12 protein-coding genes are annotated in these 12,020 nt (G+C 71.3%); 4 read left to right on the forward strand and 8 right to left on the reverse strand.

Features of this window, described 5'->3' with window-relative positions; all coding sequences use genetic code 11:
- Positions 1-9 precede the first annotated feature (9 nt).
- Entirely contained in the window at positions 10-423 is a 414-nt protein-coding gene (locus NDW01_RS12090; RefSeq protein ID WP_252819937.1) for a hypothetical protein, read from the forward strand.
- Between the two features lie 63 nt (positions 424-486).
- Here NDW01_RS12090 and NDW01_RS12095 read toward each other — a convergent pair whose 3' ends face one another.
- The 5 genes from NDW01_RS12095 to NDW01_RS12115 are packed head-to-tail and all read right to left on the reverse strand — an operon-like array spanning position 487 to position 5,464.
- A complete protein-coding gene (locus NDW01_RS12095; RefSeq protein ID WP_252819939.1) occupies positions 487-1,383 on the reverse strand; it encodes a carbohydrate ABC transporter permease in 897 nt (298 codons plus the stop codon).
- The gene (locus tag NDW01_RS12100; protein ID WP_252819941.1) at positions 1,380-2,330 is read right to left on the reverse strand and encodes a carbohydrate ABC transporter permease; all 951 of its coding nucleotides are present in this window, start codon (positions 2,328-2,330) and stop codon (positions 1,380-1,382) included. Before NDW01_RS12100 ends, NDW01_RS12095 begins: the two co-directional genes overlap by 4 nt.
- Positions 2,306-3,571, reverse strand: coding sequence for an ABC transporter substrate-binding protein (locus tag NDW01_RS12105; RefSeq protein ID WP_252819945.1), 1,266 nt, complete (start codon positions 3,569-3,571; stop codon positions 2,306-2,308). Before NDW01_RS12105 ends, NDW01_RS12100 begins: the two co-directional genes overlap by 25 nt.
- Before the next feature lie 40 nt (positions 3,572-3,611).
- Positions 3,612-4,538 carry an N-acetylmuramic acid 6-phosphate etherase gene (gene murQ / locus NDW01_RS12110; RefSeq protein ID WP_252819948.1) on the reverse strand — a complete coding sequence of 309 codons (927 nt, stop codon included), beginning with the start codon at positions 4,536-4,538 and terminating at the stop codon, positions 3,612-3,614.
- Positions 4,535-5,464, reverse strand: coding sequence for a MurR/RpiR family transcriptional regulator (locus NDW01_RS12115; RefSeq protein ID WP_252785397.1), 930 nt, complete (start codon positions 5,462-5,464; stop codon positions 4,535-4,537). Before NDW01_RS12115 ends, murQ begins: the two co-directional genes overlap by 4 nt.
- 90 nt (positions 5,465-5,554) lie before the next feature.
- On the opposite strand from NDW01_RS12115, the gene NDW01_RS12120 reads away from it, so the two are divergent.
- The gene (locus NDW01_RS12120; protein WP_308211682.1) at positions 5,555-6,577 is read left to right on the forward strand and encodes a BadF/BadG/BcrA/BcrD ATPase family protein; all 1,023 of its coding nucleotides are present in this window, start codon (positions 5,555-5,557) and stop codon (positions 6,575-6,577) included.
- A 162-nt stretch (positions 6,578-6,739) separates the two neighbouring features.
- Here NDW01_RS12120 and NDW01_RS12125 read toward each other — a convergent pair whose 3' ends face one another.
- The 3 genes from NDW01_RS12125 to NDW01_RS12135 form a co-directional block, all read right to left on the reverse strand.
- Positions 6,740-8,572, reverse strand: coding sequence for a glycoside hydrolase family 3 protein (locus NDW01_RS12125; RefSeq protein ID WP_252819952.1), 1,833 nt, complete (start codon positions 8,570-8,572; stop codon positions 6,740-6,742).
- A 152-nt stretch (positions 8,573-8,724) separates the two neighbouring features.
- The gene (locus NDW01_RS12130; protein WP_252819953.1) at positions 8,725-10,011 is read right to left on the reverse strand and encodes a glycoside hydrolase family 3 protein; all 1,287 of its coding nucleotides are present in this window, start codon (positions 10,009-10,011) and stop codon (positions 8,725-8,727) included.
- Positions 10,012-10,097: 86 nt separating this feature from the next.
- A complete protein-coding gene (locus NDW01_RS12135; protein ID WP_252819954.1) occupies positions 10,098-10,580 on the reverse strand; it encodes a MarR family winged helix-turn-helix transcriptional regulator in 483 nt (160 codons plus the stop codon).
- 79 nt (positions 10,581-10,659) lie between these two features.
- On the opposite strand from NDW01_RS12135, the gene NDW01_RS12140 reads away from it, so the two are divergent.
- Positions 10,660-11,199, forward strand: coding sequence for a hypothetical protein (locus NDW01_RS12140; protein ID WP_252819955.1), 540 nt, complete (start codon positions 10,660-10,662; stop codon positions 11,197-11,199).
- Between the two features lie 38 nt (positions 11,200-11,237).
- Positions 11,238-12,002: an SDR family NAD(P)-dependent oxidoreductase gene (locus NDW01_RS12145; protein ID WP_252819956.1), complete on the forward strand. Its 765-nt coding sequence runs from the start codon at positions 11,238-11,240 to the stop codon at positions 12,000-12,002.
- The last annotated feature ends 18 nt before the right edge of the window (positions 12,003-12,020 follow it).

The following is a 12,020-nucleotide window of genomic DNA, read 5'->3' on the forward strand; positions in this document are numbered from 1 at the left end:
GACCGCGGTGTGCGATCGACGGTGGCGGAGTTCCTGACGCGGATCAGGGCGCACGACGTCGACGGCGTAGCACGGCTCGAGGTGAAGCCGCACGACAAGGACTGGACGACCGCGCACGCGGGATCCGGCTGGCTGGTCGGCAACTACGCCGACGCGCTCCGTGGCGCCGTACGTGCCGAGGTCAGGGACGAGACCGAGCTGGAGCAGCAGTGGCACGTGTGCCTGCGATTCGGCTCCCCGGAGCGGAGTCTCCGCCTGACCGTCCTGGAGAGCGGATCGGACGGTCATTTCTCCGCGAACGGTGGCCATCGTAAGTTGCTGCTCTCCGGCTTCGCCGAGCTCAGAGGGGCACCGAAACCGGATCCAACCGTCAAGCCCGGCACCTTCTGCGCCGCCGGCATCGTCGGTCCGCAGTGGGGTTGAGGGGTCGTCAGGAGCCGGCGTGTGACCACACGCCGGCTCCTGGCACCCTTCTCTCACAGTCGTTCACTTGGACATTCCGGCGGTCAGGCCTGCGACGATCTGTTTGGTGGCCACGAGGAAGAGGACCACGAGGGGGATCGTCGTGATGACCAATCCGGCGGACAGCGTCGCGTGCGCGGACTCGAACTCGCCGAAGAACCGCGTCAGGCCCGTCGGCAGAGTCCACTGGTCGTCCCTCAGCAGCACCAACGGGAAGAAGAAGTCGTTCCAGAGTGGGATGAACTGGAACAGCGCCACCGTGGTCAGCGCCGGGCGGACCATCGGGACCATGATCCGGGCGAAGATCCGCAGCTCGCCGGCGCCGTCGATGCGGGCCGCCTCCTCCAGCTCCATCGGCAGCTGCCGGAAGAACGCCGTCAGCACGAAGACCGAGAACGGCACGCCGCTGCCCGCGTACACGCAGATCAGCCAGAACCGCGTGTCGACCCCCGGCAGTGACTGCGTGAGCGAGTTGACCAGGTAGAACACCGGGACGGCGCCCAGCCGGATCGGCAGCATCAGGCCGGCCAGGAAGTAGGACGACAGCGCTCCCCGGCCGCGGAAGCGGTAGCGCCCCAGCGGGTAGGCGGCGAGCACCGAGACCCCCGTGCCGAGCACGACCGAGAACACCGTGATCACGACGGAGTTCACGAAGTAGGTGCTGAAGTTGCCCTCGGACCAGGCGCGGGAGTAGTTCCCGAAGTCCGGGTGCAGGGGCAGGCCGAGGGGCTGGTTCGCCAGGTCCTGCTCGGTGCGCAGCGAGTTGAACGCCATGATGATGAGCGGCGCGAGGGCCGCCAGGGCGTACACCCACAGCAGGATGACCGAGGCCGCTCCGCCGACCCGGATCCGCCTGCGCGGCGCACGGGGCCGCGCGGCGACGGTGGACCGCTCGCCGACCGTGAGGGTGCTGCTGGTCATTTGAGGCGTTCCTCCATCCGGCGGAAGACCTTGTTGGCCGCCAGCGAGACCCCGAAGATCAGGATGAACATGCAGACGGCGAGCGCGCAGGACTGGCCGATGGCGTTCGGGTCGGGGTTCTGGAAGGCCGTCCGGTAGAACAGCAGCCCGAGCGTGTCGGTGGCGAACCCGGGGTTGCCCTGGGAACCCTGCAACGCGTAGATCAGGTCGAGCACGTTGAACGTCCCGATGAAGGTCAGGACGGTGACGATGCCCAGCACCGGCGTGAGCAGCGGCAGCGTGACCCGGCGGAACACCTGCCACGACGAGGCGCCGTCGACGCGGGCGGCCTGCTCGTACTCGTCGGGGATCCCGGCGAGGGCGGCGCCGAACAGCAGCATCGGGAAGCCGACCCACTGCCAGGCGTTCACGACGATCGCGACGGGCAGCGCCAGGTGCGGGTCACCGCGCCACGGTTGCGCCAGCGCGCCGAGGCCGACGTCGCGCAGGGCGGCGTTGATCGCGCCGAACTGCGGGTTGAGCATGATCGACCAGAGGTAGCCGACCACGATGGGGCTGACCAGGTGCGGCAGCGTGTAGGCGGTCTGCAGGAACCGCTTGCCGCGCCGCGACTTGTGCAGCAGCACGGCGAACGCCAGGCCGAGGGTGGTCTGGATCAGCATCGTGCCGATGAAGAACAGGCAGTTGTGGCCGAGGGCGCGCCACACCTGCTCGCTCAGCGGGTACTTGGTGAACAGCTGGTGGAAGTTGGACAGGCCGGCGAAGCCGTCCTGCCTGTTCCCGGACCAGGAGTACAGGCTGTACTCCGCGGCCGAGACCAGCGGATAGATGATGAACACCGTGTACAGCGCCAGAGCGGGCAGCAGGAAGGTCAGCAGGACCCGGCGGCGGGGTCGCCCGCCGCCGGCTCCGACCGGACGCCTCAGCCTCCGCTGGGCTTGAACCACGCCGAGATGCCCTTCTGGACGAGCTTGCCCGCGTCCGCGGCCGAGGTGCCGCCCAGCATCTTCTGCAGGGCCAGCCCCTCCTGGTCACGGCCGAGGGGGTTCCCGTAGCCGAAGTCGACGACCATGATGTACGTCGCCCCGTGCTGCTGGTAGCCCTGGTAGGCCTGGGTGAGCAGCGGGTCGCCGGGGGTCGTGCCGGGCACGGTCGAGATCTGCTTGAGCGTGCTCGCGTACAGCTGCCCGAACTCCGGCGTCGCCATCCACTTGACCAGCTCGAGCGCCTCGCTCTTGTGCTCGGAGTGCGCGTTCACGCCGAACGACCCGTCGACGTAGCCGGAGGTCAGCGGCTGGTTCACCTTGGCGCCCGGCGCGGGCGGTGCGTCGAACCAGCCGATCTGCAGGTCCGGCGTCGTCTTGGTGAACGGCCCGATCTCGTACGAGCCGCCCGGGTACATCGCGGCCTTGCCGCTGGTGAACAGCGTCTGCGCGTCGGGGTAGTCGACGGCGGTGACCTGGTTCGGGAAGTACTGCTTCAGGTCCGCGACGGTCTGCAGCGACGCCGTGTAGTCCGGGTCGGTGAAGTCCTTCTTGCCGGTGAGGACGGCCTGCTCGAAGTCGTTGCCGCCCTCGCGCGTCGCGCCGAAGATCTGGTGGTCGATCGCCAGCACCCACGGCTGCAGGCCGCTCGTGGCCATCGGCGTGATGCCGGCCTTCTTGAGCTTGTCGCAGGCGGCGGTGAAGTCGGCCCACGTCTTCGGCGGCTGGATGCCCTGGTCGGCGAAGATCTTCTTGTTGTAGAGGATCCCGAGCGTCTGCAGGGCGTACGGGACGCCGTACAGCTTGCCGTCGTCCTTGCCCTTGGCCGCCTGCAGCACCTTGTCCTGCCAGCCGCTGACGTTCACCTGGCCGTCGAGCGGCACCAGGTTGCCGGCCTTGATGTAGGACTGCAGCGGCCCGTACGGCTTGAGCTGGACCACGTCCGGCCCGCCGGTCGCCTTCTTCAGCTCGTTCGGCAGCACCGTCAGGTAGTCGGTGCTCTTGATCGGCTTGTAGTCGACGACGACCTTCGGGTGCTTCTTCTCGTACGCGTCGAAGATCTTCTGGTAACCCGCGGTGTCCTCCGGCCGCCAGGTCTCGACCGTGAGGTGGACCTTGCCGCCGCCGCCACTGGTGCTCGGTGCGCACGCCGGGAGGGCGAGGGTTGCGCCCAGCGCCGCGACGAGCGCGCAGAATTTCCGCATGAGGAGGTTGACCCCTTTCTGAGCTGCCCCCGACGTCTTGCTACTGGCCCTCAGGCCGGATCCTGCGCATCGCCTCTCGCACCGAGCCCCCGGTCTCTTCCAGCGCTCCGGCGGCGCGGTCGGAGGGCACGTCGCACAACAGGGAGAGCAACGCGATGCGCGTGTCGCCGCCGGCATCCGCCAGCGCCGCCGCGCACGTCTCGGCGTCCAGACCGGTCGCCTCGACCAGGATCTTGATCACGCGGCCGCGCAGCTTGGAGTTGAGCGCGTTGACGCTGACCATGAGGTTGGAGTAGGTGCGGCCGAGCCGCACCATCGCAGCGGTGGACATGGCGTTCAGCACCAGCTTGGTCGCGGTGCCCGCCTTCATCCGGGTCGAGCCGGTGACGGCCTCGGGCCCGGTCTCCACGGCGATGTTGACGTCGACCTCCGAGCCGAACGCCGTCCGCGGGTTCGAGCTGATCAGCGCGGTGTGCGCGCCCTGCCGGGCCGCGGCGCGCAGCGCGCCCACGACGTACGGCGTGCGGCCGCTCGCGGTGATGCCGACGGCGAGCTCGCCGAGGCGCACGTCCGCGGCGTCGCGGGCCCCGAGGTCCTCGTCGTCCTCGACGTCCTCGATCGCCTGCGAGAGCGCGCCGAGCCCGCCCGCGTGGTGGGCGACGAAGAGGTCCGGGCTGACGCCGTACGTCGGCGGGAGCTCGGCGGCGTCCAGCACCGCGAGCCGCCCGGAGGTGCCGGCGCCGAAGTAGTGCACGCGCCCGCCGCCGCGCAGCGCGTCGACGGCGAAGTCGACGGCCTGGGCGATCTGCGGCAGCACCTTCGCCACCGCGCCGGGCACCTGCTCGTCCTCGGCGTTGATCAAACGGAGCATGTCCAGGGTGGGCAGCAGGTCGATGTCGATGGTGCGCGGATTGCGACCCTCGGTGGGGACCCCCCGCAGAACCCCGACGGAGAGACGATCGGTCACCTGCGTCTCCGATCTGATCCGACACGGCGGACCCGGACCGCCTCGCGGGTGGCCTCCAGGGCCTGCCGGGTCGGTTCGTACGTGCGCTGCGCGACGCCGACGAAGACGCAGTCGACGACGGTCAGCTGGGCCAGGCGGCTCGCCGTCGCACCCGACCGGAAGGTCGTCTCGCGCGCCGCGGTGGTCAGGACGTAGTCGGCGACCTCGGCGATCGGCGAGCGCGGGAAGTTGGTCAGCGCGACGGTGGTGGCGCCGCGCCGCTTGGCGACGCCGAGCGCGTCGATCGTGTCGACCGTCGTGCCGGTGTGGGAGATGCCGACCGCGACGTCTCCGGGCTCCAGGACGGCCGCGCTGGTGAGCATGATGTGCGCGTCGGACCAGCCGTAGGAGATGCGCCCGATGCGGTGCAGCTTCTGCTGGAAGTCCAGGGCGACGAACGCGCTGGCGCCCACGCCGTAGATGTCGACCCGGCGGGCGTCGACGATCGCCGCGACGACCCGCTCGAGGGCCTCGATGTCGAGCTGGTTGGCGGTCTCCTCGACCGCCCGCGCGTCGGCGAAGGAGATCTTCTCCACGACCTGCTGGAGCGTGTCATCGGTGCTGATGTCGCTGCCGACGACGCGCCCGCCGGTCACCCCCTGGGCGCGCCCGGCCTCGGTGGCCAGGGTCAGCCGCAGCTCGGGATAGCCGGCGAAGCCGATCGCCCGGCAGAACCGGATGACCGTCGTCTCGGAGGTGCCGCACGCCTGCGCGAGCTCGGTGATGGTGGAATTGGCCACCGCCTCCGGATCGTCGATGACGCGCTGGGCGACACGCGCCTCCGCGGGGGGCAGTGAGGGCAACAGGGAACGGACGCGAACGACCGTGCTGAGCGACGCTCCGGCACTGTCGGCCGCGGACCCGGCGTCGGGCCCGACCTTGCTCATGCAGGAAATTTTCCGACGAAACCCATTCCCTGTCAATATGCGATGTTCTACGGTCACAGTGTGTGTCCCAATTTGAGTGGTCCGTATGTCGTGGGAGTGGACGCCGGCGGCACCAACACCCGTGCCGCGATCGTCACGCTCGATGGCATCGTCGCTGGTCGCGGCCGTGGACCTGGTGCCAATCCTAACTCCAGCACCGATCCGGCCGGGGCTCTGGCCAGCGCCGTCGGCGACGCTCTGGGCGACCTGGACCGACTACAGGTCGTAGGCGGCGTTTTCGGGATCGCCGGCGCCGGCGCGGCCGGACGGTCGAAAGCGGTCGCCGCCGCGACCGCCGCGTGGCGGGAACTGGGCCTCCTGGGTGAACCGGAGGTCGTCACCGACATCGCGGTCGCGTTCGCCGCCGGGAGCCCCGCGCCCGCCGGGCTCGTCGTCTTCGGCGGCACCGGAGCGGGTGCGGCCGTGGTCGACGACGGCGAGGTCGTGCGCCGCGCCGACGGCTACGGGTGGCTGGTCGGCGACGAGGGCTCCGGCGTGTGGATCGGCGCCGAGGCGGTACGCGCGGCGCTGCGCGCCTACGACGGGCGCGGACGGCCCACCACCCTGGCCGAGAGCGTGCCGAGGCTGCTGCTCGGCGAGGCCGCGGGCCCGCTCCTCGCCGACGTCGATCTGAAGGCCCTGACCGACGGCGCCGGCGACACCGGCGCGGCCGCGATGTCCTCCGGCGCCGCGCTGCCCCAGGCGGTGCTCAGGGAGGTGTACGGCGGGCCGCCCGCCGGGCTCGGCCGCGCGGCCCCGCTGGTCACCGCCGCGGCCGCGGCGGGCGACGAGGTGGCGCGGCGGATCGTCGCGGAGGCCGCGGAGTGGTTGCTCGCCGACGTCGACGCCGTGCGCCCCGCGCTGGAGGAGATCATCGGCGCGGGCCGGGACGGCGGATCCGGGCCGGGGATCGTGGTCGCCGGTTCGCTTCTGGAGAAGGGACCCATCGCCGAGGCCGTATGGGCCGGGTTGCGCGAGCGGTTCGGCGCCGACGCCTCCGTGGCCAGTGACGGCACGCTCGGCGCCACCCGCCTGGCCCTGCGCCGGGCGCGATCCCGTACGGCGGACGAATGACCGCTTTACGCGGCGGCGGGTTCGGGTGAGGATTTGCCAGGGGCGTGGGACGGCGACCGGCGGGGTCTCGTCGTCCCACGCCCCCTTGCCCGGAAGTTCGGTCCGGGTGCCGCCTCATCGATCCGGACATCGATGAGGCGGGCACGCCGGCCGGGCGCCTTACTACTTCTTGTGGAAGGTGAGCCCGGTCCCGAAGGGGTACAGGACCTTGGTCGGGTCACCCGCGACGGGGATCATGACGGGCAGCTTGCCCTTCGGGCTGATCTCGCCGAACAGCACCTTGGTCAGCGACTCCAGCGTCGCCGGCGTGTAGCCGTAGGTGGCCAGGTAGGTCTGCGCCTCGGGGAAGTACGCGATGTCGTACGCGTCGCGCACCGCCGCCACGATCACCGGCTTGCCGGTGGCCACCAGCGCCTTGACGAGATCGGCCTGGCCCGGGCCGTTGTGGCCGGAGCCCGGGTCGACGTCCCAGGCGCGGTTGGTCGTGACGACGACGAGGTCGTTGTCCTGGGCCTTGGCGACCGCCTGGTCGATCGTCGCCTGCGACGGGCTCGTGCCGGTCTGGTAGACGGTCGTGGCCGGGCCCCGCTTGTGGATGTCGTTGGCGAGCGTCTGAGTCGTCGCGACGCCGTAGCCGGTCACGAGGACCTTCCGCCCGTCCTTCGGCAGCGGCAGCACGTCGTTCTTGACCAGCGTGATGGTGCGGTCGGTGACCCGCTGCTCGGTGGCGAGGTGCGCGGGCGTGCCGACGATGTCGGCGACCTTCCCCTCGTCGACGTACGGGTTCGCGAACAGGCCGTGCTTCTTCTTCACCTCGAGGAGCCGGTAGACCGACTCGTCGATCCGGGACTCGGTCAGCTCGCCGCTCTTCACCGCGTTGATCACGGAGTTGAGCTGCAGGTCGAACAGGCCGTTGCCCTTCGCGTCCGTCGGCGGCTTCTCCAGCTCGTCCGCGCCCGCCTTGATCGCCAGCACCGGCACGCGGTCGTCGCCGTACTTGTCACGGACGCCCTGCATGCCGAGCGCGTCGGTGGCGATGACGCCCTTGAAGTGCAGCTGATCGCGCAGGATGCCGGTCAGGATCGGCTTGGACAGCGTCGCCGGGTCACCGGACGGGTCCAGCGCCGGGACGACGATGTGCGCCGTCATGATCGAGTCGACGCCGTGCGCGATGGCCGCCTTGAAGGGCGGCTCGTCGAGCTTCTCCCACTGCTCCCGCGTGTGGTTGATGACCGGCACGCCGGTGTGGCTGTCGGTGGCGGCGTCGCCGTGGCCCGGGAAGTGCTTGGCCGTCGGGATGACGCCCGCGGCCTGGTAGCCGTCGACCTCCGCCGCCACGAACTTCGAGACGAGCTGCGGGTCGGAGCCGAAGGACCGTACGCCGATCACCGGGTTGGCCGGGTTGGTGTTCACGTCGGCGTCCGGGGCGTAGTCGGTGTTGATGCCGATCGCCCGCAGCTCCTGCCCCGTGATCTTCGAGGTCTCGTACGCGTCGCGGGGCCGGCGTCCGGCCCCGAGGGCCTGGCTGCCGGGGAACTGGGTGAACGGCGCGGGGACCCGGGTCACCACGCTGCCCTGCTCCTGGTCCGTGACGATCGTCATCGGGATCGGCACCCGCTGGCGCATCGCGGCCTGCTGGATCCCGTTGGACAGGTGCGCGACCTGCTGCGGGCTCGCGAGGTTCGGCGGATCCACCGAGTAGTAGATGATCCCGCCGGGGTGGTACTTGTCGATCAGCTGCGCGGCGTTGTCGACGCCGTACAGCTTCCGGTTGGCCGCGACGGCGGCCGGGTCCGTGGTGTCGGCGCTGGTGCCGTACACCTGCAGGACGAACAGCTGGGCGACCTTCTCCTGGAGGGTCATCGAGTGGAGGATCCGCAGGACGCTCTGGTCCTTGCCGGGCGAGGACGCGGCCTGGGCGGTTCCCGCGCCCAGACCCGCGATCGCCACCAATGACGCCGTGCTGATCGCGGCGAGCCGTCGGCGACGGGACATTCAGACTCCTTCCGTCCGCCCCCGAGACGAAATCGTAAAAAAGTGACTAGACGAAACCGGTCTGGCGAAAGTTAGTCACACATTCGGACGCGCGTCAACGGTCGATCACTCACTCGCTGGTCAGCGGCCCGCGCGAGCGAGCGCGCGGTGGGTCAGCGGCCCGCGCGGACGTGCGCGGCGACCCGCCGCGCGGCCGCCCGGTGCTCCGCGGAGCCCACGATGTCGGAGGCGCGGGACGCGTCGACGTACGGCGAGCGGAGGATGCCGCGGTCCTGCTTCATCCGCAGGATGCGGGTCACCGCCTGGTCGAGACGGCTCTGCGGGATCCGGCCCGACCGCACCGCCGACAGGACGGCGCGGTAGGCGCCGTCCAGGCTCGGCGGCATGAGGAGCATGTCCGCGCCGGCCCGTACGGCCCGCACCGCCGCCTCCGGCGCGCCGTACTTCATCCGCGCGCCCGCCATGCTGAGCGAGTCGGTCACCACGACGCCGTCGTAGCCGAGCTTGTCGCGGAGCAGGCCGGTCAGGACGGTCTTGGACATCGTCGCCGGGTCGCCGGAGTCGTCGAGGCCGGGCACGACGATGTGCGCCGTCATGATCATGTCGACGTGGTGCGCGATGGCGGTCTTGAACGGGGGCGCGTCGAGGCGCTCCCACGTCGCCATGGAGTGCTTGATCACCGGCAGGCCGGTGTGGCTGTCGGTCGCGGTGTCGCCGTGCCCGGGGAAGTGCTTGGCGGTCGCGACGACCCCGGTCGCCCGGTAGGCGTCGATCGCGACGCCGACGAGGTGGGCGACCTCCTTCGGGTCGGCGCCGAACGACCGTACGCCGATCACCGGGTTGCGCGGGTTGACGTTGACGTCGGCGACCGGCGCGAAGTCCTGGTTGATGCCGACCGCGCGCAGCTCCTCGCCGGTGACCCGCGCCGCGGTGCGCACGTCGTCGTCGGGGTCCCTGGTCGACGCGAGCGCCTTGTTGGTCGGGAAGTGCGTGATGTACGGCAGACGGGAGACGATGCCCTGCTCCTCGTCGGTGCCGATGAGCAGCGGGACGCCGCCGTCCTTCTGCGCGGCGCGCTGCAGGCCGTTGGACAGCGTCGCGGTCTGGTGGGCCGTGCGCAGGTTGTTCGGGAAGTAGATGACGCCGCCGGGGTGGTACTTCGCGATCATCGCCGCACCGGTGGCCGCGGTCGTGCCCTGCACGGTCGGGATGAACAGCTGACCGACCTTCTCCGCCGTGCTCATCCGCCGCACGAGCGCCGCGACCGGGTCGGGCGTGGGAGTGGGCGTGGCGCTCGGGGAGGTCCGGACGCCCGCCGCGGTGCGCCGCGCGTGCCCGTCGTCGGAGCGGGCCGCCGACCCGCCGCACGCGGTCGCCGAGGCCGCCGCGGTCATCACGGCCACCGCGGACAGGAGCCGCAGGCCACCGGTCCGTCTCACTCGCCGCCCTCCCCGAGCCGTCATCGCACCCGCACGACGCTAACCTCCGGACCCGCATGCGGCAAACGCCCCGGTCGGCGGACCGGTCAGGACGAGCGGTAGCCGGGGTGCACGCCCGGGGTCAGTCCCTGCTGCTCGGCGACACGGCGGAGCAGCGCGGTCAACTGCGTGTGCTCGTCAGGCGAGAGCGCCGCGCAGACGTCCCGCTCGTGCGCGGCTCCCACCTTGCGCAGCTCGGCCAGCAGCTCGACACCCCGTTCGGTCAGGTACAGCGCGTGCGAGCGCCGGTCGTCCGGATTCTTGCGCCGCTCGATCAGGCCGCGCGTTTCCAGCTCGTCCGCGAACGGCACGAAGCGGCTCGGCGGCATCCCGAGGTCCTCGGCGAGCCGGCGCTGGCTGCGGCCGGGCGTCGCGGCCAGCATCCGCAGCAGCCCCGCCTGCGGAGGTGTCAGGTCCAGCGCGGCGATCCGCGCTGCGAACGCCCGTGCCGCGTGCGCCCCGAGCTGAGCCAGCAGGAAGGCCGCGCCTCCCTGCGTCGCGGAGCGCTCGGCCTCCTCGTTCGTGCCCATACGGAGAATGTATACGATTGACAATCGTTCAAATATGTAATCATTATTGCGTGTACACGATCCGCGTCGAGGAGATGAGATGACCACCGCCTCTGCCGCCCCCGGCGTTAAGCCCCCAGGCCGCCGCCCGCAGTCCGGCCCTCCCCTGCTCGCACCCGTGCTCGCGTTCACCGCGCTGACCATCGGCTACGTCGTCGCGAACCGCGCTACGCCGCACCCGGACGCCTCCGGCCTCGCCGTTCTGCACCACGCCCGGACCCACGGCACCCCGATCAAGATCGGGGCCTTCCTGCTGCTCGCCTCCGCGGTGCCCCTCGCCCTCGTCGCGGCGGTGCTCTACCGGCGGCTGCGGGCGCTCGGCATCACCGCGCCGGGTTCGGCCATCACCCTGGTCGGCGGTGTGCTGGCCGCCGGTGCGCTCGGCCTGAGCGGGATGTTCGTCTGGAGCGGCGGCCGGACGAAGACCGACCCGGCGCTCGCCCGCGCCCTCGCCGACCTGGCCTTCCTGTCAGGCGGTCCGGCCTTCGCGGCGATGTTCGCCATGCTCATCGCCGGTATCTCGGTGACAGGCCTGCTCGCCGGCCTGCTGCCGCGTACGCGACCCTCCCGCCACCAGTGAGAGCCCCGGACCGGGCCGAACACCGAGGAGCCCTTCCCATGACCAGCACCTACTCCGACCTCGCCGGCAAGGTCGTCGTCGTCACCGGCGGGTCGCGCGGCATCGGCGCGCGGACCGCCCGGGCCTTCGCCGCCCAGGGCGCCGAGGTCTGCGCGGTCGGCCGCGACACGGAAGCCCTCGCGCGGGTGGTCGCCGGGATCGCCCGGGACGGCGGCGTCGCGATCGACGTGGCCGCCGACGTCACCGACTCCGCCGCGCTCGGCGCCGTACGCGACCAGGTCGAGGCGCGACTCGGCCCGGTCGACGTCCTCGCCGCCTTCGCCGGCGGCCAGGGCTTCCCGGCCCCCTCCGCGGAGCTGACCGAAGAGCGCTGGCGGGAGGTGCTGGACTCCGACCTCACCTCGGTGTTCCTGACCATCAGGGCGTTCCTGCCGGGCATGCTCGAACGCGGCCGGGGCTCGATCATCACGATGTCCTCGGCCGCCGGCCGTCAGCCGAGCCGGGCCAACCTCGCGTACGGCGTGGCCAACGCGGGGCTGGTCATGCTCACCCGCCACCTCGCCACCGAGGTCGGGCCGCGCGGGGTCCGCGTCAACTGCATCGCTCCCTCGGCCATCGCGACGGAGAAGGTCCAGGCCCGCATGCCGGCCGAGGTCCGGGCACAGGTCGCCGCGACGCACCCGCTCGGCCGCATCGGCACCACCGACGACGTCGCCCAGACGGCCCTGTTCCTGGCCTCCGATGCCTCGTCCTGGCTGACCGGGATCACCATCGACGTCGCGGGCGGCCGGATCACCGGCTGACGCCGCTCAAGGCGAGCG

The organism is Actinoallomurus soli, assembly GCF_024055715.1.
Taxonomy (GTDB): domain Bacteria; phylum Actinomycetota; class Actinomycetes; order Streptosporangiales; family Streptosporangiaceae; genus Actinoallomurus; species Actinoallomurus soli.